Below are 24089 nucleotides of genomic sequence, written 5' to 3' on the forward strand. Positions count from 1 at the left end.
GCCGGGCTCGCCGCGAGGTTGAATCGCGTTCGGCAAATCGCTTGACAGGTCGGAATCTGTCGCTATAATTGCGGTCTTTGCTGTTCATCACCTGCCCAGGTGGCGAAATTGGTAGACGCACTAGGTTCAGGTCCTAGCGGTGGCAACACTGTGGAGGTTCGAGTCCTCTCTTGGGCACCAGATTCAAAAGTAGAGCCGCCTTTTGGCGGCTCTACTTTTTTGTAAGGCCTGGTAGTCGAAATCGTTGTTTGTGTTTCGATTGCCGGATCAGCAGGACGGTGGTTCAGTAGCGATTGCATTACTTCGCTGCGCGTTCAACCGAGCGGATGAGAAAAGCAAGTTTGTTTGAAGCAGGAATTGACAAACTTAATCATCTTGCTAAAATAGCGGTCTAGCTTGAAGACGTGCCCAGGTGGCGGAATTGGTAGACGCACTAGGTTCAGGTCCTAGCGGTGGCAACACCGTGGAGGTTCGAGTCCTCTCCTGGGCACCATCAGTAGTTCCGGCGTAAGCCGATGTAGTCCGAGAAACCCCGTAAGATCATGGTCTTACGGGGTTTTTTGTTTCCGCGGACGACCGTCAAGTTCCGATGGCATCGACGATTTTTGCGTATACACTTGCGTATACGCGGAATCGAGGTGCCGGGTCATGCCTAAACGCGTCGAACCGAAGTCCGAGGTGGTCTTTCGCGTCGCCAAACCGCGCGAGCGCCCCTATCTGCTCACCGACGGGAATGGGCTCGCTCTGCGCGTCTGGCCGGACGGGAGCAAGACTTGGCTGCTCCGCTATCGCCGCCCGGGCACTGGGAAGGAAAACTTCCTCAGCCTCGGCCCCTACCCTGAGGTTGCGCTCGTCGACGCGCGCAAGTCTGCCGTGATCGCTCGGAGCCTCGTACGAGAGGGTACTGATCCCGTCGAGCACCGCAGGGCGGAATCTGCCGCACGCAAACGGGTCGCCGAAGGGGCGTTCCACCTCGTCGCCGAGAATTGGCTCGCCTTCAAACGGAAGGAGTGGGCCGACGAAACCTATCGCAAAGCGGAATTCGTAGTTCGGCAATACCTGATCCCGCCACTACACAACAAGCCCATCTCGACGCTCGCTACATCGGAAGTCAAGCCGGTGTTGGAAGCAATAGCGGCGCATGCCCCCAACCTCGCAACCAAGGCGCGCCAATACGTCGGCGGCATCGTAACCTACGCGATCCACCATAGCCTGAGAGAGGACGGTATTCCGTTGTCGCTGCGCGGCGTCATCCCGCGACACGAGAAAGGTCACATACCGGCGATTACGAAGCCCACCGAAATCGTCCCGCTCGTGCAGGCCATCAATACATACCAGTCGCCAATCACGAGGGCAGCTCTAAAGCTGACCATGCTCACTGGCCTACGTCCCGGAGTAGTGGCGACTGCACCGTGGGACGAAATCGATCTTGACGCGGGCGAGTGGCATATCCCCGCCAGCCGGATGAAGATGCGCCACGACCATATCGTGCCGTTACCTAAACAGGCGGTTGCGTTGCTCGGCGAATTACAGTCGCTCACAGGCCGTGGGCACTATGTGTTTCCGTCGCCCGCGCGCCAGAAGACGCCGCATTTGCACCGAGACGCGTTAAGCAAGGCTTTGCGCGACATGGGGTTCCAAGGAAAACATGCAACTCATGGGTTCCGCGGTATGCTGCGAACCGTTGGCAGGGAGCGGCTTGGCATCGACATCGATGTTCTCGAAGCGCAACTCGCACACGCGAAACGAGGTGACGTACAGAAGGCCTACGACAGAACAACCTTTGACGATGACCGTCGCCACGTGATGCAGGAGTGGGCGGACTACATCGACGGACTATGTACAACAACACCGCCAGGGGGCGCGGCAAAGTGAAATTGCTTGTAAAAACACAAGCTCCGGGGATGTGAGGTCATCAGCGAAACATCGACGAACCCTAACTTGCGGAACACCGGCGGCGCCATGGCTGACTCGGTGGCGTCATGGCCATCTTCTCGCGTTTCTCAAACATCTCGAAGTTCGCACCCGGCTGGCCCCGGCCATTTACCGAAACCGAGCCGAGGCCCGCAATTCCCACTCGATCGTCAATTAGACGGTTGAACCCTTGTCGAGACGGCTTTCTCGCCCGGCTATTTAGCGCCGATACCGCCAGCGATACCGAAATTTCCTCCCAGCACTTGACAGCCTTCATCGGGCCGCACTGGCAGATCAACGCCGCCAGATTTACAAAAACGTCAAGGTCGGTCGTCTCAAAGTGTCCCGCAGAGAGATACCGTCAAGTCATACTCTTTTCAAAGCGGTCGGCCGAACCTCGCCGATCATTCAAAGATCGAACAGCGCTTCCCGTAAGCAAAAGCACGCTCACTGCCGCTCCAACAACCGTTAAGCACCTGACACTTGGACGAAACAGAGGAATACCAATCTATCAGGGGCTAGCGCTCCTCTCCTCCCACCGAAATCAACGCTGCCGCAATGACGGCTTCTGAGATACAACAGGCATACGCCGCACGACGCCGAATGCCCCGAACTCGGGGCGGATTCAACCGGTGGATGCAACACACTGCCTTCATGCCATCTTGCGGAGGAGATTAACGGTCGTCAATCCCTGAAAACAGACCCAATTCGAGGTATCGGAACGTCCAGGAGCGGACCGGAATTGCCCGGAATCAGAATTTTTTTACTCCGTCGCGAACGGCAGTGCCTTCAATTGCACGCGAAGATATGCAGCGACGTCGCGCCTCCGATCTAACGATCAATCACCGTTCGTTGGCAGCTGACTGTCTTTGAAATTCGTGGCTCACGATACTGTGTCAGGTGATCGCAGGACCTGCTGAAACCTGCACGGAAGACAAGGTTTTCCTGCGCTGCCACACGGGAGCAGACTCGTTTAACCTGCGCGAGCATTGACACCCTCGTGGATCGGAGCTGCTGTCTTTTTGCGCGAAGCATGACCGCAATGGTTTTGCATGCTGCGCTCGGCATTTAGCTTTCGTGTTCCAAGTGGATCAGCTTACTCGCGCGAACGGCCGGAGATGTCCATGCGACGTCCTGTTCATTTCACTGCGCATGTTTCATCTTCCCGCGCGGGCCACGCGTTTTTCCTGCGCGTCCAGACACGGCGTTTTGCAGCGGTAGTCCATCTATCCGCTCGACCATGGTTAGGCCCACTCACCGGATTCGCGAACGGCGATCTTAAAGACATAAAAACCAGTAACGGCAGGATAGGCTATCGCCGGTTTCAGGCGCCCAAGGGGCCAACGCTCGAATTCCAGAGTTTCATCCGCGCCGCTTCCGAGTCGTCATAGTGCTCGTCGCAGTTGCATTCGTCGCCGACGCACTGAACTGAATGCCCAACACTGAGCCTACACAAAACACGACAATAGGATATAGCCGCTACAGTCAAAATTTTTCTCATTTCTTTTATGTAAAATTATTTCCGGTTGTCGGGCGAGCGGCAGTGCCCGAGTGCCTCGCACAGATGCTCCAGGTACTCATCGAACGACAATTTCCCGACCATCGCTTCCTCATGCCAAGTCTGAAGAAGTTTCTACAATGGCATGAATTTATTGACAGAGTCAAATTAGTCTTTCACGGATCCGCAAGCGGCCTGGATATCGAAGGGTCAAGCGCCCAGTCGCTGTGCAGCGCATCGATAATCGCCTGCGTGATGCCGGGCCGGTCATATGACGCGCGCTGGATCATGCCGACCGTGCGCAACACCGGCGGATCCGAAATCGACAGCACGCGTAGTAACGGATCGTTTTGCCAGTTGCCGCGATGCAGAAGCGGCAGCACCGTGACGCCGACATTTTCGCGCACCAGCGCGACGATCGTCTCGATCGAGTTGAGTTCGAGGTATTCGTTGACCGTCACGCCGGCTGTCTGCAGTGCATGCTCGACGACGCGCCCGGTGCGCACCCGCCGGTCGAAGCGCAGAAAGGGGTGGCTGCGCAGGATCCTCTGCGGATCGTTGTCGCCGATTTCGCGGCTAACCACCAGCATCAGCGGCTCCGTGTATAGCGTCGTCCACTTCAGCGTGTCGGATAGCGTCGTGTCGGCATGCGCGACGATCGCCGCGATATCGACCTCACCCGCCTCCACCATCCGCGCCAGTTCGTCGGAGCGTGACGACAGCAGCCGCACATCCAGTTGCGGATGCGCGGCCTTCAAATGCGCGACGACCAGCGACAGCGCGCCGATCACCGACACCATCGCGCCGATGGTCACCGGCCCGACCATCGAATCCGCCGGCGTCGCCTCGAGTTCGGCCAGCAGGTCGAAAATCTGCTCGACTTTCGGCCAGATCTCTTGTCCGTGGCGGCTCAGCGCAATCTGCCGACCGCTGCGGTCGAACAGCTGGCGGCCCAGCGCCTGTTCGAGCCCGCGCATCTGCAAGCTGACCGCCGCCTGGGTCAGCGCGACGCTCCCGGCCGCTGCCGCGAATGATCCGGTCCGCGCGACGGCTCGAAAGGTTCTTAGCATGCGGAGGGTCGGCATCGCTCATTCTCAAGGAAAAGTTAAGTATCGGTAAGAAATATTAATATTTTCCATCGTGAAGCGCACCACATACTTGCCGCCAGCACAGCCTTGAACAGGACTAGCAGCGCGATATGGAGTTTCCCAGCATGACCGATGCCGCCCGCCGACCAGTTCTGGAGGTCCGCGGCTTTTCGTTGAAGTTCTCGCGCGCCGCCGAGGTGCCGAACCTCGTCCACGACGTGTCGTTCTCAGTGGGCACTGGCGAGACGCTATGCATCGTCGGTGAATCGGGCTGCGGCAAGAGCGTGACGTCGCTTGCACTGATGGGGTTGCTCGCGAGTCCGCCTGCGCAACGCGTCGCCGGCACCGCGCACTTCGAAGGCAAGGACCTGTTCGCGCTGTCCGAACGCGAACTGGCCGACATTCGTGGCAACCGGCTGTCGATGATCTTTCAGGAGCCGATGACGTCGCTGAACCCGGCGTTCACGGTCGGCGAGCAGATCGGCGAAAGCATCCGGCGGCATCGCGATGTCGGGCGCGGGCAGGCGCGCGAGCAGGCGCTCGAGATGCTGCGGCTGGTGCGGATCCCGGCGCCGGAAACCCGGCTCGATGCGTACCCGCATCAGCTTTCCGGCGGCATGCGCCAACGCGTGATGATCGCGATGGCGCTCGCGAACCGCCCGCGCCTGTTGATCGCCGACGAGCCGACGACCGCGCTCGACGTGACGATCCAGGCGCAGGTGCTGGCGCTCGTGAAAAATCTGCAAGCCGAGACCGGCACTGCGATGGTGTTGATCACGCACGACCTCGGCGTCGTCGCGGAAGTCGCCGACCACGTGGCGGTGATGTACGCGGGACGCATCGTCGAATACGGTACCGTCGCCGATCTGTTCGACGACCCGCAGCATCCTTACACGATCGGCCTGATGGGCGCGATTCCGTCGGTCGGCAAGCGCGAAGGCGCGCTCGCGACGATCCGCGGTTCAGTGCCGTCGCCCGAGTTGATGCCGCACGGCTGCCGCTTCGCGCCGCGCTGCCCGTTCGCCGAGCAACGCTGCATTGACGCCGCGCCGCCCGACAGGGTGATCGCCGGCGTGCATCGCGTCGCGTGCTGGCTCGCTCCCGTCGAACAGATCGCCGCGCCGCTATTGCGCAAGGAAATTGCATGACGACGCCCACTAAACCGACGCCGCACGCACACCCGGCCTCGAATTCGCCGACGCCGATCATCGAGGCGCGCTCACTGACAAAGCATTTTGGCGGTACGCGGCAGCTCTTCACGCGCACGCCAACCGTCTATGCACTCAACGACGTGTCGTTCGCGGTCCAACCCGGCGAGACGTTCGCGATCGTCGGCGAATCTGGCTGTGGCAAGTCCACGCTGGGACGCTTGCTGCTCCGTTTGATCGACTCGACAGACGGCCGCGTCTTCTATCAAGGCAAGGACATCACGCATCAGCAAGGCGCGCCGCTGCGGCGGTTGCGCCGCGAAATGCAGATCATCTTTCAGGATCCGTTCGCGTCGCTGAATCCGGGCATGACCATCGGCCAGATCGTCGGCGAGCCGATCTCATTGCACGGGCTCGCGCGCAACAACGCCGAACACCGCGAGCGCGTCGCCCAACTGCTGCGCACGGTCGGCCTGCAACCGGCCTACGCAGACCGTTACCCGCACGAATTCTCCGGCGGCCAGCGACAACGGATTGGCATCGCGCGCGCATTGGCCGGTGAGCCGAAGCTGATCGTCGGCGACGAGCCGGTGTCGGCGCTCGACGTCTCGGTGCAGGCGCAGGTGATCAATCTTCTCGAGACACTGAAACAGGACCTCGGCCTCACGCTGATCATGGTTGCGCATGACCTCGCGGTGATCCGCCATTTGAGCGACCGCGTCGCCGTGATGTATCTCGGCGAGATCGTCGAACTGGCCGATGTCGATGCACTGTTCGACGCGCCGCTGCATCCGTACACGCAAGCACTGCTACGCGCGATTCCGGCGAGTAGCCCGCACGAGCGGCGTGCGAAGCCTTCATTGTCCGGCGATCTGCCGAGTCCGACCGCGCCGCCTTCCGGTTGCCGTTTCCATACGCGCTGTCCGCATGCGAAGCCGTACTGCGCGCAAGCGCGGCCAACCAGCGAACGACTCGAGGACGGACGGCAGGTCGCGTGCCACTTCTGGCGCGAGATCCAGAACGCCGGCGGCGGCGCGCCGCTGGCCACGAGCGTCAGCCCGAAATTGATCGAGCGGCTCGCGATCTACCGCAACCGCCAAACGACGCTGGCCGCGGCCGGTGGCGACTGAGCCGGTGGTCGAGATGAAATTCGAGTGAAGAATTGAGCCGCGTGCCGCGCCGCTGCCCCTTCACCAAACCATTTTATGAAATGGAAACAAAGGGAACTCCTCATGCGAAGAATGTTGATTGCCGCAGCGCTCGCACTCAGCGCCAGCGCTGCGATGGCCCAGACCAGCCAGACGATACGGATCGGCTTGCAGGACGACATCGGTTCGCTCGACCCCGCACGCAGTGTGCAGCTCGTCGACCGGATCGTGTTTGCGTCGATGTGCAATGCGCTGGTCGATATCACGCCCGACCTGAAGATCGTGCCGATGCTGGCAACGTCGTGGACGACGAGTGCCGACGGCAAGACGCTGACGTTCAAGCTGCGTCAAGGGGTGAAGTTCCAGGACGACGAGCCGTTCAATGCGGCCGCCGTCAAGGCAAACCTCGACCGCGACCGCACGCTGCAGACGAGCAACCGCAAGAGCGAACTTGCGTCGGTCGATCACGTCGACGTGATCGACGACTACACGGTTGCGATCGTATTGAAGCAGCCGGACGCCGCACTGCTCGCGACGCTGACCGACCGCGCCGGCATGATGCTCGCGCCGAAGACGTTCGCCGATCCGGCCGGCGTTGCCGCGCATCCGGTGTGTTCGGGTCCGTACAAGTTCGTTCAACGCGTGCAGAACGATCGCGTCGTGCTCGAGAAATTCCCTGGCTACTGGGACGCCGACAAATACCCGATCCAGCGCGTGGTCTTCCTGCCGATTCCGGACAGCACCGTGCGCCTCGCCAATCTGCGTTCGGGTTCGCTCGACATGCTTGAGCGCCTCGCGCCGTCCGATGTGGCGTCGGTCAAGAGCGACACGAACTTCAAGTTCGCGCCGGTCAGCGGCTTCGGCTACTACTACGTTACGTTCAACATCGGTAACGGCAAGCGCAGCAATGCGGTGCTGAGAGACAAGCGCGTGCGGCAGGCATTCGAACTCGCGATCGACCGCGACGCGATCGACCAGGTGATCGGCGCGGGTATCTTCGCGCCGGCGAATCAGGCGGTGCCGAAGTCGAGCCCGTACTACAACGCGTCGCTGCCAATGCAGCATCGCGACATCGCGAAGGCGAAGGCGCTGCTGAAGGCCGCGGGCCACGAGCACGTCGACATCGAGTTCACTTACCCGAACAACACGGTGTCGAGCCAGATCGTGCAGATGATGCAGGCGATGGTCAGCGAAGCCGGCTTCAACCTGAAGCTGCGGCCGACCGACTATGCGACCGAACTCAATGCCGCGCACACCGGCGACTTCGAGGCGATGTACCTCGGCTGGTCGGGCCGGGTCGATCCGGACGGCAACCTGCATCAGTTCAACACGTGCGCCGGCAACCTCAATTACGCGCGTTACTGCAACCCCGGAGTCGACCAGTTGCTCGACGCCGCGCGCGTGAAACTGACCACCGCGGACCGCAAAACGGAGTACGACGCGGCGTCGAAGCTGCTCGCCGACGACGATCCGATCATCTATGTCTATAACCAGCCGTGGCCATTCGAGCTGTCGAAGAAGGTGCAAGGCTTCACGCCCTATCCCGACGGCCTGATCCGCCTGCGCGGCGTCAGTATCAAGGGCTGACCGATCATGCTGCAGATCATTGCAAATCGCGTGCTGGTCGCCATTCCGACGCTGATTCTCGTGTCGATGCTGATCTTTGGCCTGCAGAAGCTGCTTCCTGGCGATCCGGTGACGGCCATGGCCGGCGAAGATCAGGATCCGCAGTTGATCGCGTCGCTGCGCGTCAAGTACCACCTCGACGAGCCGGTGCCGACGCAGTACGCGCTGTGGGTCCGTGACGTCGTGCACGGCGATCTCGGCGCGTCGCTGCGCACCGACGTGCCGGTGACGTCGCTGATCGCGCAGAAGCTGCCGGTCACACTGCAGCTCGCGGCGATGGCGATGATCTTCGCGATCGGTATCGGTATTCCGGCGGGCATCATCTCCGCCGCAAGCCGCGGCGGCGCGCTCGATTACGGAGCGAACGTCTTCGCGCTGTCCGGCATGTCGATCCCGAACTTCTGGCTCGGGATCATGCTGATCTTCATTGTGTCGGTGCGTTGGCATCTGTTGCCGTCGTCCGGCTACGTGTCGCCGACCGAAGACTTCTGGCTCAGCATCAAGACCATGCTGATGCCCGCGTTCGTGCTCGGCGCCTCGCTCGGCGCGCAATTGATGCGCCACACGCGCAGCGCGATGCTGAGCGTGCTGCGCACCGACTATATTCGGACCGCGCGTGCCAAAGGGCTGCTGCGCGGCACCGTCGTCGTCAAGCACGCTTTTCGCAACGCGCTGGTTCCGATCGTCACCGTGCTCGCGCTGCTGTTCGGCGAACTGCTCGCGGGTGCGGTGCTGACCGAGCAGGTTTTCACGATCCCCGGCTTCGGCAAGCTCATCGTGGATGCCGTGTTCAATCGCGACTACGCGGTCGTGCAGGGTGTGGTGCTCGTCACCGCGCTGTGCTTCATCGTCGTGAACCTGTGCGCCGACGTGTTGTACGTCCTCCTCAATCCCCGACTGAGACGCAGCTGATGGCTACTCCCGCCACCCCCGTTCACGCATCGGCCGCTGCGTCGCAGACGACCGTAATGCCGCGCCGCAAGCGCCGCGGACTCGTGAAATTCATGCGCAATCGCGCCGCCGTGTTTGGCGCGGCGCTCGTGCTGCTCATCGTCTTCATGGCGGTATTCGCGCCGTGGCTGTCACACTACGACCCGGTGCAGGCCAGCTTCATGACCGTGCGGCAGGCGCCTTCGGCCGCGCACTGGTTCGGCACCGACGAACTCGGCCGCGATGTGCTGAGCCGTCTGCTGTGGGGCGCGCGTGCGTCGCTGCTGGCGGGCGTCGTGTCGGTCTGCATCGCGGTCGTGATCGGCGTGCCGCTCGGCTTGCTGGCCGGCTATTTCGGCAAGCTCGTCGACGGCGTGGTCTCGCGAATCGCCGACGCGTTGCTGTCGATTCCGTTCCTGATCCTCGCCATCGCGCTCGCCGCATTCCTCGGACCGAGCCTGACCAACGCGATGGCCGCGATCGGCATCTCCGCGATGCCGCGCTTCGTCCGGCTGACGCGCGGCCAGGCGATCACCGTGAAGGCTGAGGAATACGTCGAAGGCGCGCGGGCAATCGGCCTTGGCCACGCACGGATCATCGTGCGGTACATCCTGCCGAACGTGCTGGCGCCGATCATCGTGCAGGCAAGCCTGACGATCGCGACCGCGATCATCGCCGAAGCGAGCCTGTCGTTCCTCGGGCTCGGCCAGTTGCCGCCGGCGCCGTCGTGGGGTTCGATGCTCAACACCGCGAAGGATTTTGTCAGCCAGGCGCCGTGGATGTCGATTTTCCCGGGCATCGCGATCTTCCTGGCCGTGCTCGGTTTCAACCTGCTCGGCGACGGTCTGCGTGATGCGCTCGATCCGCGCGAGTCGTAACCGGATTCCATCACCGCTTCAATCGGCCGACTGCCCTCTCATCACTTTCGTTTGAGTTTTCAATGACACGTTTCAATTGGCTAAACCCGTATCCAACACCCCGGTTGCCCGTGTTCGCGCGCAACATCGTTTCGACGTCCCATCCGCTTGCCGCACAAGCCGGCTTGCGCATGTTGTGGAAAGGCGGAAATGCCATCGATGCGGCGATTGCCGCGGCCGCGGCGATCACTGTCGTCGAGCCGGTCTCTAACGGCCTCGGCAGCGACGCGTTCGCGCTCGTCTGGGACGGCAAAAAGCTGCATGGCCTGAATGCTTCCGGCGTATCGCCGGCGGCGTGGAACGTCGATTACTTTAAGCATAAGTACGGTGAGGAAAACGGTCTCGCGAAGCAGCCGAAGCGCGGCTGGGACGCGGTGACTGTGCCGGGCGTGATCGCCGGCTGGGAGGCGTTGCATCAGAAGTTCGGCACGCTGCCGTTCGCCGATCTGATGGAGCCGGCCATCGAGATCGCCGAGCGGGGCCATGCGGTGGCGAGCATCGTTGCGTACAAGTGGGCGGCGGCCGTGCCCGAACTGAAGAACCAGCCCGGTTTCGCCGACACGTTTATGCCGCGCGGCCGGGCGCCGGAAGTCAGTGAACTGGTGCGCTTTCCCGGTCACGCGAAGACGCTGCGCAAGCTCGCTGAACAAGGCCCGCGTGCGTACTACGAAGGCGAGATCGCAGAAGAGCTCGCCGCGTTCTCGCGCCAGGGCGGCGGCGCGCTCACGATGGACGACCTGCGCAACTACCGCGTCGACTGGGTCGAACCGATCAGCAAGGACTATCGCGGCTACACGGTGCACGAGATTCCGCCGAACGGCCAGGGCATTGCCGCGCTGATCGCGCTCGGCATTCTTGAACAGTTCGACGTGGGCTCGCTGCCGATTGACGGCATCGAATCGCAGCATCTGCAGATCGAAGCCATGAAGCTCGCGTTCGCCGACGTGTACCAGTACGTCGCCGATCCGCGTTCGATGGAGGTCACGCCCGAACAGATGCTCGACGACGCGTACCTGAAGTCGCGCGCGAAGCTGATCGACCCGAAGCGTGCCACGCAATTCGCCTTCGGCATGCCGAAGGCGGGCGGCACGATCTACATGTCGGTGGCCGACGAGCGCGGCATGATGGTCAGCTTCATTCAGTCGAACTACATGGGTTTCGGCTCGGGCATCGTGGTGCCGGACTCCGGCATTTCGCTGCAGAACCGCGGCTACGGGTTCTCAATGGATCCGAAGTCGGCGAACGTGGTCGAGGGCGGCAAGCGACCGTTCCATACAATCATCCCTGCTTTCCTGACCCAGCAGGCGGACGGCAGGCAGGAAGCGGTGATGAGCTTCGGGGTGATGGGCGGTGACATGCAGCCGCAGGGACATTTGCAATCGATCGTGCGCATGCTCGACTACGGCCAGCAACCGCAGGCCGCCTGCGACGCGCCGCGCTGGAAGGTCAATCGCGACTTCTCGGTCGACGTCGAGGCGACGCTCGATGAGGACACGGTGCGCGCGCTCGAGGGTCTCGGCCATACGATCAAGTCGGTCGAGGATCCGTATATGGACTTCGGCTCCGGGCAGTACATCTGCAAGCTCGATCGCAACGACCCCGAGCGCGGTTATGTCGCCGCGAGCGACACCCGGCGCGACGGACTGGCTGCCGGGTTCTGATTCGGCAGCCGTGCTGTACAACGCGCGTGGGCCTCGCAGGTGGCGACCCGCCGCTTGCGAGGCTCGGCCGCCACTCATGCGCTTGGTGAAGCGCGTGACGGCACGTGAGTCTATCTGTCCCCAAGCAACTTCCTTGGAAGGCGGACCGTGCGATTGATCGGCTACCGTGTCTGTCAATCTGTCCGGCCTGTCGATCGCGGACCTCGACTTTCATACTCAGGCCGGTTTGGCATTAGTGGTTCAGACAGAAGCACGCGCTCACAGCTTCAGCAGGCGACAGGCCGGTGCGGAAAAAAGACTGCAATCGCCGGACGAACGCGTCGTCAGGTTCCCAAGGCACGCGAATGAATCCCTCTCCGAAGGCTTCTTCGTACACGGCGTTTGTCCATGCGCACAGGTCGAGTTCGAACGGAAGAGGCAGTGCTATCTGATTGGACTGGATGACCATGACAACCTCCACAACATCGAAGTTAGTTGGCGTCCGGTGCTGCGATCGCCGTGGACGCGTCTTTGGGCGCCTCTTCCAGCAATGCATCGCTCTCGTCTTTAAGTCCCACGCCAGTGAGGCCCAAGCGGCGCGCATGCGTCAGCAGATAGTGCAGCTTGTGCGCGGCTGCGCCGTGACTCAATCCCTCGGAGCGCACGTTCGAAATGCAATTGCGTTGCGCATCGGCGCACCCTACTTTAGGCGCGTACGTCAGGTAGATGCCGAGGCTATCCGGCGAGCTCAGCCCGGGACGTTCCCCGATCAGCATCACGACGAGCCTGGTCCGTAGAATTTCGCCGATCTCATCGCCAAGCGCCACCCGTGCTTGCCGAGCGACCACCACCGGACCGATTCTCCAATCCGCGAGGCGTAAAGAGACGGCCCTCAAAAGCGGAATGGATTGCTTTGCAGCAGCACAGGCCGACAGCCCATCGGCAATCACGAACACCACTTCCGGCGCTTCGATGGAGGCTTGCGCAAGCGCCTCGCGGCTCTCCTCCGACAGGCGTCTCCCCAGATCCGGACGCCGCAAGTAATGCTGACGGTCCGGCGCAGCACTATGCACATCGAGCGTGGTGAAGCCGTTCGCGCGCAACTGCTCATGCAGCGAATCAGCGTCGAGCGGATGATGCACCGCATCGCGTGCCTGCGCGTGCGATAGATTGAACGCGAGCAGCGGCCCAGTCGGCAGGCTGTTGCCGGCACGACCCAATGCGATACGCGCATTGGTGAACTGACGCAATGCGCTCCAGGGGTTCTTTTCGAGGAAGTCGTTGCTCATGCGATCCCCATCCATTCGCGCGCACCTTCCAGCAAAGGTTGCCGTATCGCGCCATTGAGCAACACGCCGAGCGCGTCGGTGACCTGCATCGACTCCAGCCACTCTTCGAATTCCGGCGCACGCTTTAGGCCCAATACATCGCGCACATAAAGCGCATCGTGGAATGAGGTGCTCTGGTAGCTCAGCATCACATCGTCCGCGCCGGGGACGCCCATGATGAAGTTGATTCCCGCGACGCCGAGCAGCGTCAACAGGTTGTCCATATCGTCCTGATCGGCTTCCGCGTGGTTCGTGTAGCAAATGTCGCAACCCATCGGCACGCCGAGCAGCTTGCCGCAGAAGTGATCTTCGAGACCCGCGCGCGTGATCTGCTTGCCGTCATAGAGGTATTCCGGGCCGATGAAACCGACCACCGTATTGACGAGAAACGGATTGAACTTTCGTGCCACCGCATAGGCGCGCACTTCGCAGGTCTGCTGGTCGACGCCATGATGCGCATTCGCCGACAACGCGCTGCCCTGCCCCGTTTCGAAATACATCACGTTGTTGCCGACTGTGCCGCGATTGAGCGAGAGCGCCGCTTCATAGGCTTCCTGCAGCAACGCAAGCGAAATGCCGAAGCCGGCATTCGCCTTTTCCGTACCGGCAATCGACTGAAACACCAGATCGACCGGCGCGCCCTTGCCGATTGCGGCAATCGTGTTGGTGACGTGCGTCAGTACGCATGATTGCGTCGGCACCTGATAGCGTTGCCGGAAATCGTCGACCATCAGCAGCAGCGTGGTGATCGCGGCCAGGCTGTCGGTAGCCGGATTGATGCCGATCATCGCGTCACCGCAACCGTACATCAGGCCGTCGAGCATCGAGGCGGCGATGCCCTTGACATCATCGGTCGGATGATTCGGTTGCAAGCGCACTGACATGTGGCCAGACAATCCCACGGTGTTGCGAAAGCGTGTGATCACCGGACGCTTGCGCGCCGCCGCGATCAGGTCCTGGTTACGCATCAGCTTCGACACCGCGGCGACCATCTCCGGTGTGAGGCCGGCGGAGATACGCGTGAGTGCATCGGCATCCGTCTCGCTGCTGAGTAGCCAGTTGCGGAAATCGCCGACCGTCAGATGGGATATCTCGGCGAAAGCTTCGGGCGAGTGATCGTCTATGACAAGGCGCGTGACTTCATCGCTTTCGTACGGAATCAATGCCTCGTTGAGGAAGGTGCGCAACGGCACCTGCGCGAGTGCCATCTTGGCTGCGACGCGTTCTTCCTCACTGGCCGCCGCGGTGCCTGCGAGCTGATCGCCCGAGCGCAGCGGGCTCGCCTTCGCCAGCAACGTTTTGAGATCGTCGAACCGGTAGGTGCGTGTGCCGATCGCTTCGGTATAGTTCATCTCGCGTTGCTCCAGAGTGCCGCGCACGTTAGTGCCATGTCAACACAGGCCACCCACACTCCTTCGCATGCGCTGCCAGCACCCGGTCCGGATTGACCACATGCGGCCTGTCGACCTCGCACAGCAGAGGTAAATCGTTTTGCGAGTCGGAATAGAAGCTGGCACCGGCCAGGCTTTCGTCGTGCGCCTTTAGCCATGCGCGCAGCCGAACTACCTTGCCTTCCCGATACGTCAGTACGCCGGAGGTGCGTCCCGTATAGACACCGTCCTCCGTCTGGATATCAATCGCCAGAACATGATTGATACTGACTCGCGCCGCAATTGGCTCGACCAGATGCGCGCTCGACGCCGAGATAATCAGCAGGGTGTCGCCACGCTGGCGATGGGCGTCGATCACATTCCGCGCGTCGGCCCGAATTCTCGGCTCGATCACCTGTTCAACAAACGCATCGATCTGATGGCGCACATCAACGACGCGGCGACGGACGAGCGGTGCGAGTGTTGCTTTCATGTAATCGTCCATCGTCAGCAATCCTTCGCCGTAGGCACGCATCATCTCGTCGTTTTGCCGTACAAATGCATCGCCATCGCCGACCCATCCCAGGCGTGCCATCTCGCTGCTCCACAAATTCGCGCAATCACCATTGATAATCGTGTCGTCAAGATCGAAAATCGCTAAAGTCATCCGGCCTCCGTTGAGTCAAATTCTCGATGCCGCGGCAGTATCAAAATGCGAGATCCATGCCGGCCGCCGCGGCCGCTTTTCCTTAATGTGTTACCGGTACGGCGACCGTCGAAGGTGCGCGGCCGCGCACAGGCTTCGCGAACAGCCGGTCGAGCCGGGCGATCTCGTCGGTCGACGGTTTGATCGCTAACGCAAACACGACGAACACGACGAAGTTCGCTGCGAGCCCGACAATCCCGCTGGTCAGCGAACCGAGCGCGCGGATGTCGTCCGGATAGACGGAAGTCAGCACGATCGCGATTGCAATGCCCACCAGCATTCCCGCAATCGCGCCCTGCTTGTTGCCACGCCGCGTGAAGATGCCGAAGAACAGCGGGACCGCAAGCTGGATGATCCCTTGATATGAAATCTGCGCGAGTAATTGCAGTCGGCTGTAGTCGAAAGTCAGATATGCAAGGATCGCCGCTGCGCCGATGAACACGACCATGCCCGCCTTGGACAACACCATCAACTGGCGATCGCTGCGCGGCGTATTCCACGTCGCGAGGTCGTTGGCGAACTGCGTGCCGCAGACCTGCACACAACCGTCGACATGGCCGATGCTCGCCGCAAGCACAATCACGATTGCCACCGCGAGAAGCCACGGGCCGCCGATATCGGCGAGTGCGACGAACCAACCGTGCTGCGGCTGTGCGGCTACGTTCGGATCCTGACTCGCGGCAGCCGCGAACAGCATCAGGATGCAATAGAACCCGCCGACCAGCAGCATCGTCAGCAGCGTGCCCTTCTTGACGGCCCTTACGCCGCTCGCCGTATAGATCCGCTGGAAGCTCATCGGCCAGCACATTGAGCCGATCACACCGGTGAAGATCAGGCTGAACATGTACCAAGGACCGTAACCGGTACGCGCGTCGCCGGGAATCAGCAGCATCTTCGCCGGCAGTTGCGACAGGTTCGAGAATGACGCGTGGTTGCCGAATAGCAACAGGATGCACAGCACCGCGCACAGCACGTACGCAATCAGCCCCTGGAACATGTCGGTCATGATCAGCCCCCGCATCCCCATGCTGACGGTCCAGTACTGGCGGATCAGTACAATCACAACACCAGCAGTCAGGCAGGCCGTCACGGTCCACTGGCCGAACGTTGCGAACTGGAATAACGTCGCGAGCGCCTGGATGCCCATCACGACCCACGGAAACACCGAGATGATCCCGATGATCGACGCGATTCGCTTGACGACCGGGCTGTTGTAGCGCATGCCGAGGAGGTCCGGCTGCGTCGTCAGGTTGAACTGCCGGCCCCACGACCACGCCCGGTTTGCCATCAGATACATCGCGGTCACGCCGAGCGTCGCGTAGACCATCCCGTAGAAACCGAGCACGCCGCCGACCGACAGCGCGAAGAACGCGGTGAACGTCGAGCCGGGCCACCACGAGTTCGTGTAGCTCATCGCGACGAACCACGGGCCGTACGAGCGGCCGCCGACGGCATAGTCGGAGAAGCTTGTGCTCCGGCGGTTGGTGGCATACAGCACCGCGATCATCGCAACGAGAAACACGACGATCATGCCGAACGTGACGGCCGGGTTGCCGGGATTCGTGAAGTGGATCATGTCGGTTCTCCTTCGTTGGCGAGTTCGCCGGACACGCCTTCGGCCACGTACAGCGCCCATACGCCGAGCCCGACCAGGACCGCGTTCGCGATCCAGTAGAAGATCGGCAGCGGTACGCCGAGCACGAGTTGCGTACTGCCGCTGACGCCTAGATAGAACGGTGGACACAGCGCCATCAGAAGGAGCAGGAAGAAATAGATGCCGAATACAATCTTCTTCGAATTCGGCATCGAGCTTTGGATCGATTCAGCCATGATCGGCTCCTCGCTAGCGGCGGGTTGAAGGACACGAATGGAACGCGCTGTCATCTCGCGCGCCCAGCCGATAGGCACCGCCTTCGGCGTGCCGGACCGAAGGTGGCGTCAGATCCGACCGGACGCAACCAATCGCTTTTAATTTCGCTCTGGATTCCTTAGTAACCATGATGCCTTCCCATCCTGAAAATGAAATCGGGTTCTCAATAGGTCGTCAAGCTCAAGCGTCGGCGCAGAACCAGTTTATGCACGGAGCTGTTTTCAAGCGCCTAGTTTCTTCACGCCTGCCTCAGCCAGGTCTCCCACTGCGGATCCTGAAAGACGATGCGAGCGCGCATCTGTTTCCAGAACCCGTACTTATAGAAATCGAAATCGAGCCGCGACACCGCACGCTGCACCATCGCCCACGTCGACCATTTCAGATCGGCGAGCGCCTTGTTCAACTGCACACGCGCGACGACCTGGGGCGTCACGCGACCGAAATAGTCCTCGAGCAGCGCGAGTTCCATCCCGGGCGCGAAGAACATCTCGCCGAACCACAGGGCGAGCTCGTAATGCCGGTCGTTGTTCGACGCGTACTCGAAATCGACCAGGCGAATCTCGCGCGCATCGTTCAGCATGAAGTTGCCGGCGAGGGTATCGTTCATGCAGGGCGCGAGATCCAGGCCCGACGCTTCGAGCGCCGCACGGGCACGACGGTATTGCTGGCACAGCCAGTCGTGATCCAGGGGTTTAACCGCGTGCAACGCTTCGACCTGCTGCTGATGTTCGTCGATCATGTCAAACATGGTCTTCGTCTGAGCGAGCACCGGCTGATCATTGAACGCCTTCAGTGCACGCAATGCGTTGTGCCGGACCTCACGCTCGAGGAAGTCGAGGTTTGACGACGCGCGCCAGCCTTCCATGAACTCGAACACCTCGACGCCCAGGTCCTCGAGGAACGCGAACACCGGCGCGCCGTAGCCGGTTATCGCGGCCTTCACGCTCGCTTCGTGTGCAGTGCGGCGGTCGATAAACATCTCTGTGCCCTGACCCGGCACTTTGAAAAAATACGCAGTCTGCGCGCCGTCAACTTCGACGCGCCAGTTCGTGTTCGAGATGCCGCCACCTACCGGTGCGTAGCGAATGTCGTACCCTTTCCATGCAGGCATTTCACGAATCGCCGCTTCAATCTCGTGTTCATGATGGGTCTGAGCCTGACCGAGTGCTTTCATCGAATCATCCCTTCAGCAGACGAAGCCAGCCTTCGAAGCGCGCGTCCTGAATGCCTTGTCGGCAGCGCAACGAAGTCCATTGAGCGAGTTTCGTGAATTCGAGACGGCGCGGTGACGTCGTGCCTAGCCACAATCCCCACAGTGTCCAGTACCAGTCGTTGACAAGCGCATACAGACGGCAACGCGCGTAGTCGGCTTCGTCGCAACGGCCAGCCCAGCGCACGATGCCCTCCCGCCATTGCGGCTCGAACTGATACAACTCGTTCAGCGTGATAGCCACGTCGTACCAAGGGTCGCCGCAGCCACCGTAATCGAAATCGATCAGCTTGAGTTCGCCTTGCGGGCCAACCATCACGTTGCTCGCAAGGCCGTCACCGTGCAGTGGCACGACCTCTACGTCCGATGCCTGCAACGCATTCCATGCACGATCTATGCAGTCGTCGGTCCGCAACCCGTCGATCGGCAATTCCACCGCATCACGTCGACACAGCGCCCGAAGTCGGGCGATGTCGTCCATCGGAGACGAGACAAACATGGGCGCTGGACCGTCATGCACTTGCCGCTTCGCCGCCCACAGCGCGTCGAGACGCTCGGGTGACGCCAGATCGTCAACGCGCGCCCAGCGCCATTCGGAGGCCTCCAATCGATCGAACAGCAGCACGCCGCGCTGCATATCAACGATGCGCAGCGCGACCGTTGCTTCCGCTTGTGCCGCACAGCGGCTCGCGTCGACGGTCCGCGCAACGTCGATCAATTCTTTCATATCGTCGTGCAGCACTTTCGCATACCACGATTGAGCGCCCACCGCGACGACGAAGCCGGCCCATTCGGTCGCGAGCCGCGTCGGCGACGCGACTGCTCCGGTGCCGTGCCCAACCTGCGCGTCGTTGCCTAGCCCTGCTGCATGCAGCGCGTCGAGCAATCGAAGGGATTCAGGCGATTCCGTCAGCATTATCGTCCTCAAAGGTAGCTCGACGATTCGGTGCAGATGCGCTCCAGCAACGCGCTCAACAGACGCAGGCCGTTGTGCAGATCGGCATCAGCGGTGTACTCGGCTTCGTTGTGCGAGACGCCCCCGCGGCTAGGTACGAACAGCAGGCACGTCGGCGTGACGCGACTCATGCTAATCGCATCGTGGCCGGCGACGGTGACGCTATCGCCCGCTGGCAAGTCGAGTTCGAGGCTGACGTCGTGGGCAAGTCGCGACAAGCCATCATGCAGCTTCAGCGGGGCGCGAAGCTGACGGTTTTCGATCTCGATGCGCGTGCCGGTCTGTTCAGCGATATTCCGCAACGTCGCCTCGAAGCATGTTGCAGTGCCGTCCAGCAGCGCAGTGGACGGCGAACGGAATTCAATGTGTAGTATCGTCCTCGACGGCACGACGTTCGGCGAATTCGGATATACGTCGAGGCGGCCAACCGAACTGTGCATTTGCGCGCCGTGCCGCACGGCTTCCGCATGGACCGCGGCGATCGTGTGCGCTGCCGCCAGCAATGCATCGCGCCGGTCGGCCATCGGTGTAGGGCCGGTGTGATTCTGCTCGCCGTCGAAGCGCACTCGCCATTTCAATGCGGCCCACGTCTCGCGGACCACGCCAATTGCGAGCCCCTCGCGCTCGAGATTCGACGCCTGCTCGACGTGCATCTCGACATATGCGGCAATAGGGAGGTCGAGCATCGCATCGCCGAGATAGCCAATCTGCTCCAACGCACTCTTCAGCGTGACGCCGTGCCGGTCCTCGCATGCCCACGCGTCGTCGAGCGACATCGCGCCGGTGAACACGCTGCTACCCGTCAGGCTCGGCTGGAAACGCGCGCCTTCTTCGTTGGTCCAGTCAACGACCGCCAGATTGCATGGCGCACGGTGACCACTCGCGCGAAGCCTCTGCGCGATGCCGACGATCGCAGTCGCGCCGGCAAGCACGCCGTATACACCGTCAAAGCGGCCGGCGCTCGGCTGGCTGTCGAGATGCGACCCGCACAACACGTACGGCGCGCCCGGCGTCAAAGTCACAAGCCCGAAGACGTTGCCGATTGCATCGATGTGCACATCGAAACCGTGCTCGTCGAGCCAGATGCGGAACAGATCACGAACCTGTCCGTCCTGGGCCGACGCCGCGAGCCGATGCAGACCGCCGGCCGGCGTCGCGCCGATCGCGGAGCTTGCGCTGAACAGCGCGTCGAACGCGCGCAACTCATCGGCGTTGGATTGAACCAGTTCAGGGATGGACGATATCGACATGAGCTTGTTCCAGGCGGTCTATGTAGTCGGCCGACAGCGGGCGGTTTGTGACGAGCGTCGCGATCGCGTCGAACGGTAGTGTGTTGATGAACGTGCGATGGCCAAACTTGCCATCGTCGGCGAGCACGACGCTACGCACGCAATGCACAACAAGCGTTCTGCGCAGCATGGCTTCGGATTCTTCGTAATCCATCAGCCCGAGCTTCAGATCGACCGCGCCAATGCCCATAAAGGCGATGTCGTAATGGAACTGACGGGCGAATTCGAGCGTGTGCGGGCCGATCAATGCGTTGTCGTTGCGACGGACGTCGCCTGGTGTGACGAGCACGTGGTTGTCGCTCTGCTGCGTCAGCAGTTGCGCAATGTCGAGCGAGTTCGTGACGACTCGCAACTGGCTGAAGCTTGTCAGCTGATGCGCGAGTGCGAGTGTTGTCGTGCCGGTGTCGAGGAACAGCGCCATTCCCTCCTGCACGAGGCCGCTTGCGCATTCGGCAATCTTCGCTTTCGCCTGTGTCCTGATCCGGTTGCGGACCTGCAGCGGTTGCTCCTCGTTAAGCCGCGGCAGGATCGCGCCGCCGTGAACGCGACGCAACTTGCCGAGTTCTTCGAGATATTTGAAGTCGCGGCGAATCGTTTCTTCGGAGACGACCAGCTGCGTAGCGAGGTCGGTGGCCTTCACGCGTTTCTGCTGGCTCAGAAAACGCATGATTTCTTCGAGGCGAGGCTGATTCAGCATAGGTAGATGAGTCCGGCGGACAGGGAAGCAACCAGTGTAACGAGGTTTGCCGCGCGTTCGGATCGCGCGGTGGCAACGCCCGGATTGTGCCAACAGGCGGTGGTGCGTCGGCGTGGCCTCGTCCGCGTCGAGACGTTGCGCCGCTTGCAACTTCGTCTGTTGCTGGAGCACAGGTCTCGGCGGTGCCATCAGCGCGCGCCGTTCTGGCCCGGCACCGACTTGATGAGCGTCGAAATGGCAGATCGTCACGGTGCGCTCCTAGCCGACGAGCAACGGCGGCAGCCGATGTTCCCACGGCGCAATTGCCTCGAACGCCGCGCAGAACTGCAGCACGTCGCCATCTGCGAAGCGCGGCCCGATGACCTGCAAGCCGATTGGCAAACCTGACGGACTCCAGCCGCACGGCACGCTCGCCGCTGGGTTGCCGGACAGATTGAATGGGTACGTGAACGGTGTCCAGCGCGCCCACGGCACCGCGGTGTCGTCGACGCCATCGAGGTCAGATGGCGCAATCCGGTCCGCGTCGAACGGAAGAATTGGCAGCGTTGGCGTCAGCAGCAGATCGAAGCGCTCGAACAGCTTGTGGACTTTGCAAGCGAACGCCGCGCGCTGCTGGACCGCGGTCAGATAGCCGGCCAGATCGTAGTCCGCAGAACGTTCGATTAGCGTCGCGAAGCCCGGTTCGAGCTCCTCCTTGCGATTGGCAAGCGACTTGCCGTACACGATTCCGCGGCCGCCGACCCATAGGGCCTCGAACGTCGGCAACGGGTCATGCCATTCGAGCGCGGGCATATCAATCGTGACTGGCAGCGTCCGCGCAATCTGATTGACCGCCGCTTCAACTGCTGCCGCAACAGCCGGATCGACGTCAACGTTGAACAGCGTCGGACAAAACGCGACGCGCAGCGGCCGCAGCGGCGAATCGCAACGCGCGAGGAACGTTTCAGTCGGTGCTGGCAACGCCTGGTGATCGCGCGGGTCGGGACCGGATAGCACGTCGAACAGCAGCGCGCTGTCGCGCACCGTCCGTGTGATCGGGCCGGCATGGCTGAGCATTTCGGTCGCCGACCAAGGCCACGTCGGAATCCGGCCGAGCGAGCCCTTGAGCGCGAACGTGCCACAAAACGCACTGGGAATCCTTACCGAACCGCCACCGTCCGAACCGAGCGACGCGGGCACCATCCGTGCGGCGACCGCGATCGCCGAACCCGAACTGGAGCCGCCGCTCGTGAGTTCTGGGTTCCAGGGATTGCGGCCGTTGCCGAATACGCGCGACAGGCTCGCGCCGCTCCAACCGAACTCAGTCGTCGCGGTCTTGCCGACGATGATCGCTCCCGCATCCTTCAGGCGTCGGATAATCGGCGCATCATCGGACGGTACATAGTCGAGCGCGGTCAGCGAACCCCGCGTCGTCCGCAGTCCAGCGGTCGAAAACAGGTCCTTGACGCCGAACGGAATGCCATGCAGTGGCCCTCTAAAACAGCCGCGGGAGGCTTCGAGCGTCAACGTTTCGGCCTCAGCCGCCGCCGTTTCGGCGTAGATGTCGCCGAATGCGTTCAATGTGGGATTGTGGGTTTCTATCGCTTTCAGAGTGTGCGCTATCAACTCACCCGGCGTCAGGCTGCCGTTCCTGATCCGATCAGCGGCCTCAAGAACCGTCGGCGCAGAGACGCATTTTGACTCGTATTTCATCCTAAATCCTGAATGGGACAGCGCATTGGCTGGTTGGATGCATTACAGGTTGGACAAAAACTGGTGTCAAGCGCGTTTTATTGGTTTTGTTGGCTTTGTTGGATATGTTGGATCCCACCATCCACTCTAATCAAGCGCTCTCGCTGGCAAATCAGGCGCTCGAGAATTTGCGCCGACCATGCAGGAACAGTCTCACGAGTTCGCAACCGGAATCCGCCCAGCCCAACTATGCCCGCCCAAGGCCGCGTCGTCAGCCACAGAATTGGCGGGCAGCGCATTGGTTCTGACTGCACCTGAAAAAGTAGGTCGGATGTGACGCAACAGTCGAAAAAAGCCTACAGCGACCAGGCCGGGGCGGCGCAATACGTGACTGGGCTGTCCATTTAACCGGAGTTAGGGATTTGCCTCCACGGGCGACTCGGCGAAGGTCGCTTCAAGCTGGGCGGATGCCGGTGTTCTGGCCTTCGCCCCTGGCTCACGTGGAGCACCAGAAAACCGTCGGTACCAGGCCAATGCAGGGGTTGAGACAACAATGTGGTTAGCTGTGTGGGTATCCGTTAGAGGCATTCGATACCCTGTTCGCAGCCCGCACCTGGGTTGCAGAACTGGTGCGCTGGCACAACCACGAACACCGCCACAGTGCGATCCGCTTCGTGACACCGGCCCAGCGCCATGCCAATCTTGCTCAGAACATCCTCGAGCGCCGAACAGCGCTCTACGAGGTTCGCGCGAACGTCATCCGCTACGATGGAAAGGTGCCACGCGGGACTGGCAGCGCGCGTTCATGTCGTGCACCTCAATCCCGATCGGGCTGAGCCGACCGTCGACATTCGACAATCTCATAACCAGGAGTTAAAGCAGCCTGAATTCCAAACGTCGAGGCGACAACTAGCTGGAAAACTTCCCGTTGAAGGCGGAAATGCCAACGCACCGCGCAACTGATGACTGCAGCCGGAAAGCGGTGGCCGAATACGGTGCGGTCATTGCACAAACAGCGTTGAAAGTACGGCAGCAGCTTCCGGCGATTATTGACAACGAACACAACGAGCTAACAGCGTTAAGT

Annotated in this window: 19 protein-coding genes and 2 tRNA genes; 9 read left to right on the forward strand and 12 right to left on the reverse strand. The window is 61.5% G+C overall.

Going from position 1 to position 24089, the window contains the following annotated elements:
* The first annotated feature begins 93 nt into the window (after window positions 1–93).
* From F6X39_RS14335 to F6X39_RS14345, 3 genes are all read left to right on the forward strand, one after another.
* Window positions 94–180: transfer RNA gene (locus F6X39_RS14335), tRNA-Leu, on the forward strand.
* 226 nt (window positions 181–406) lie between these two features.
* Window positions 407–493, forward strand: a tRNA-Leu gene (locus F6X39_RS14340).
* Between the two features lie 155 nt (window positions 494–648).
* Window positions 649–1875 (forward strand): tyrosine-type recombinase/integrase, encoded by a 1227-nt coding sequence (locus F6X39_RS14345; RefSeq protein WP_187617078.1) that lies wholly within the window; start codon window positions 649–651, stop codon window positions 1873–1875.
* 1713 nt (window positions 1876–3588) lie between these two features.
* Here F6X39_RS14345 and F6X39_RS14350 read toward each other — a convergent pair.
* Complete coding sequence (locus F6X39_RS14350; protein WP_187617079.1) at window positions 3589–4497, reverse strand: LysR substrate-binding domain-containing protein; 909 nt, start codon at window positions 4495–4497, stop codon at window positions 3589–3591.
* Window positions 4498–4625: 128 nt separating this feature from the next.
* Between F6X39_RS14350 and F6X39_RS14355 the strand changes: the two genes are divergently transcribed.
* The 6 genes from F6X39_RS14355 to ggt all read left to right on the forward strand — a co-directional run bounded on the left by F6X39_RS14355 (window position 4626) and on the right by ggt (window position 11930).
* Window positions 4626–5648, forward strand: a complete 1023-nt coding sequence (locus F6X39_RS14355; RefSeq protein WP_187617080.1) for an ABC transporter ATP-binding protein — start codon at window positions 4626–4628, stop codon at window positions 5646–5648.
* Window positions 5645–6778: an ABC transporter ATP-binding protein gene (locus F6X39_RS14360; protein ID WP_187617081.1), complete on the forward strand. Its 1134-nt coding sequence runs from the start codon at window positions 5645–5647 to the stop codon at window positions 6776–6778. Before F6X39_RS14355 ends, F6X39_RS14360 begins: the two co-directional genes overlap by 4 nt.
* Window positions 6779–6880: 102 nt before the next feature.
* Window positions 6881–8383 carry an ABC transporter substrate-binding protein gene (locus F6X39_RS14365; protein ID WP_187617082.1) on the forward strand — a complete coding sequence of 501 codons (1503 nt, stop codon included), beginning with the start codon at window positions 6881–6883 and terminating at the stop codon, window positions 8381–8383.
* A 6-nt stretch (window positions 8384–8389) separates the two neighbouring features.
* Entirely contained in the window at window positions 8390–9334 is a 945-nt protein-coding gene (locus F6X39_RS14370) for an ABC transporter permease (protein WP_187617083.1), read from the forward strand.
* Window positions 9334–10230, forward strand: a complete 897-nt coding sequence (locus tag F6X39_RS14375; RefSeq protein WP_187617084.1) for an ABC transporter permease — start codon at window positions 9334–9336, stop codon at window positions 10228–10230. The genes F6X39_RS14370 and F6X39_RS14375 overlap by 1 nt, the downstream gene beginning before the upstream one ends.
* A gap of 62 nt (window positions 10231–10292) precedes the next feature.
* Window positions 10293–11930, forward strand: coding sequence for a gamma-glutamyltransferase (gene ggt / locus F6X39_RS14380; RefSeq protein ID WP_187617085.1), 1638 nt, complete (start codon window positions 10293–10295; stop codon window positions 11928–11930).
* 232 nt (window positions 11931–12162) lie between these two features.
* Here the strand turns inward: ggt and F6X39_RS14385 are convergent, their stop codons facing one another.
* The 11 genes from F6X39_RS14385 to F6X39_RS14435 all read right to left on the reverse strand — a co-directional run bounded on the left by F6X39_RS14385 (window position 12163) and on the right by F6X39_RS14435 (window position 23026).
* Window positions 12163–12378 carry a hypothetical protein gene (locus tag F6X39_RS14385; RefSeq protein ID WP_187617086.1) on the reverse strand — a complete coding sequence of 72 codons (216 nt, stop codon included), beginning with the start codon at window positions 12376–12378 and terminating at the stop codon, window positions 12163–12165.
* A 22-nt stretch (window positions 12379–12400) separates the two neighbouring features.
* The gene (eutC, locus tag F6X39_RS14390; RefSeq protein WP_262414703.1) at window positions 12401–13198 is read right to left on the reverse strand and encodes an ethanolamine ammonia-lyase subunit EutC; all 798 of its coding nucleotides are present in this window, start codon (window positions 13196–13198) and stop codon (window positions 12401–12403) included.
* Window positions 13195–14589, reverse strand: a complete 1395-nt coding sequence (locus F6X39_RS14395) for an ethanolamine ammonia-lyase subunit EutB (protein ID WP_187617087.1) — start codon at window positions 14587–14589, stop codon at window positions 13195–13197. Before F6X39_RS14395 ends, eutC begins: the two co-directional genes overlap by 4 nt.
* A gap of 28 nt (window positions 14590–14617) precedes the next feature.
* Window positions 14618–15274, reverse strand: coding sequence for an HAD family hydrolase (locus F6X39_RS14400; protein WP_187617088.1), 657 nt, complete (start codon window positions 15272–15274; stop codon window positions 14618–14620).
* An 82-nt stretch (window positions 15275–15356) separates the two neighbouring features.
* Window positions 15357–16889: a sodium:solute symporter gene (locus F6X39_RS14405; protein ID WP_187617089.1), complete on the reverse strand. Its 1533-nt coding sequence runs from the start codon at window positions 16887–16889 to the stop codon at window positions 15357–15359.
* Complete coding sequence (locus F6X39_RS14410; protein WP_187617090.1) at window positions 16886–17143, reverse strand: hypothetical protein; 258 nt, start codon at window positions 17141–17143, stop codon at window positions 16886–16888. Before F6X39_RS14410 ends, F6X39_RS14405 begins: the two co-directional genes overlap by 4 nt.
* 278 nt (window positions 17144–17421) lie before the next feature.
* Window positions 17422–18357 (reverse strand): choline kinase family protein, encoded by a 936-nt coding sequence (locus F6X39_RS14415; RefSeq protein WP_187617091.1) that lies wholly within the window; start codon window positions 18355–18357, stop codon window positions 17422–17424.
* Window positions 18358–18361: 4 nt separating this feature from the next.
* Window positions 18362–19309, reverse strand: a complete 948-nt coding sequence (locus tag F6X39_RS14420) for an aminoglycoside phosphotransferase family protein (RefSeq protein ID WP_187617092.1) — start codon at window positions 19307–19309, stop codon at window positions 18362–18364.
* An 8-nt stretch (window positions 19310–19317) separates the two neighbouring features.
* A complete protein-coding gene (locus F6X39_RS14425) occupies window positions 19318–20598 on the reverse strand; it encodes a Zn-dependent hydrolase (RefSeq protein ID WP_187617093.1) in 1281 nt (426 codons plus the stop codon).
* Entirely contained in the window at window positions 20576–21334 is a 759-nt protein-coding gene (locus tag F6X39_RS14430) for a DeoR/GlpR family DNA-binding transcription regulator (RefSeq protein WP_187617094.1), read from the reverse strand. The genes F6X39_RS14425 and F6X39_RS14430 overlap by 23 nt, the downstream gene beginning before the upstream one ends.
* 258 nt (window positions 21335–21592) lie before the next feature.
* Window positions 21593–23026 (reverse strand): amidase, encoded by a 1434-nt coding sequence (locus tag F6X39_RS14435; RefSeq protein WP_187617095.1) that lies wholly within the window; start codon window positions 23024–23026, stop codon window positions 21593–21595.
* Window positions 23027–24089 lie beyond the last annotated feature (1063 nt).

The sequence above is a fragment of the Paraburkholderia sp. UCT2 genome (assembly GCF_014397665.1).
Lineage (GTDB): Bacteria > Pseudomonadota > Gammaproteobacteria > Burkholderiales > Burkholderiaceae > Paraburkholderia > Paraburkholderia tuberum.

Excerpts from the sequence above, each read along its gene's own strand:
- ggt (WP_187617085.1), top strand. The coding sequence starts at position 10,293 with ATGACACGTTTCAATTGGCTAAACCCGTATCCAACACCCCGGTTGCCC.
- F6X39_RS14365 (WP_187617082.1), top strand. The coding sequence starts at position 6,881 with ATGCGAAGAATGTTGATTGCCGCAGCGCTCGCACTCAGCGCCAGCGCT.
- F6X39_RS14425 (WP_187617093.1), bottom strand. The coding sequence starts at position 20,598 with ATGTCGATATCGTCCATCCCTGAACTGGTTCAATCCAACGCCGATGAG.
- F6X39_RS14385 (WP_187617086.1), bottom strand. The coding sequence starts at position 12,378 with ATGGTCATCCAGTCCAATCAGATAGCACTGCCTCTTCCGTTCGAACTC.
- F6X39_RS14430 (WP_187617094.1), bottom strand. The coding sequence starts at position 21,334 with ATGCTGAATCAGCCTCGCCTCGAAGAAATCATGCGTTTTCTGAGCCAG.
- F6X39_RS14410 (WP_187617090.1), bottom strand. The coding sequence starts at position 17,143 with ATGGCTGAATCGATCCAAAGCTCGATGCCGAATTCGAAGAAGATTGTA.
- F6X39_RS14370 (WP_187617083.1), top strand. The coding sequence starts at position 8,390 with ATGCTGCAGATCATTGCAAATCGCGTGCTGGTCGCCATTCCGACGCTG.
- F6X39_RS14345 (WP_187617078.1), top strand. The coding sequence starts at position 649 with ATGCCTAAACGCGTCGAACCGAAGTCCGAGGTGGTCTTTCGCGTCGCC.
- eutC (WP_262414703.1), bottom strand. The coding sequence starts at position 13,198 with ATGAGCAACGACTTCCTCGAAAAGAACCCCTGGAGCGCATTGCGTCAG.
- F6X39_RS14395 (WP_187617087.1), bottom strand. The coding sequence starts at position 14,589 with ATGAACTATACCGAAGCGATCGGCACACGCACCTACCGGTTCGACGAT.
- F6X39_RS14355 (WP_187617080.1), top strand. The coding sequence starts at position 4,626 with ATGACCGATGCCGCCCGCCGACCAGTTCTGGAGGTCCGCGGCTTTTCG.
- F6X39_RS14360 (WP_187617081.1), top strand. The coding sequence starts at position 5,645 with ATGACGACGCCCACTAAACCGACGCCGCACGCACACCCGGCCTCGAAT.
- F6X39_RS14405 (WP_187617089.1), bottom strand. The coding sequence starts at position 16,889 with ATGATCCACTTCACGAATCCCGGCAACCCGGCCGTCACGTTCGGCATG.
- F6X39_RS14375 (WP_187617084.1), top strand. The coding sequence starts at position 9,334 with ATGGCTACTCCCGCCACCCCCGTTCACGCATCGGCCGCTGCGTCGCAG.
- F6X39_RS14350 (WP_187617079.1), bottom strand. The coding sequence starts at position 4,497 with ATGCCGACCCTCCGCATGCTAAGAACCTTTCGAGCCGTCGCGCGGACC.
- F6X39_RS14415 (WP_187617091.1), bottom strand. The coding sequence starts at position 18,357 with ATGAAAGCACTCGGTCAGGCTCAGACCCATCATGAACACGAGATTGAA.
- F6X39_RS14435 (WP_187617095.1), bottom strand. The coding sequence starts at position 23,026 with ATGAAATACGAGTCAAAATGCGTCTCTGCGCCGACGGTTCTTGAGGCC.
- F6X39_RS14400 (WP_187617088.1), bottom strand. The coding sequence starts at position 15,274 with ATGACTTTAGCGATTTTCGATCTTGACGACACGATTATCAATGGTGAT.
- F6X39_RS14420 (WP_187617092.1), bottom strand. The coding sequence starts at position 19,309 with ATGCTGACGGAATCGCCTGAATCCCTTCGATTGCTCGACGCGCTGCAT.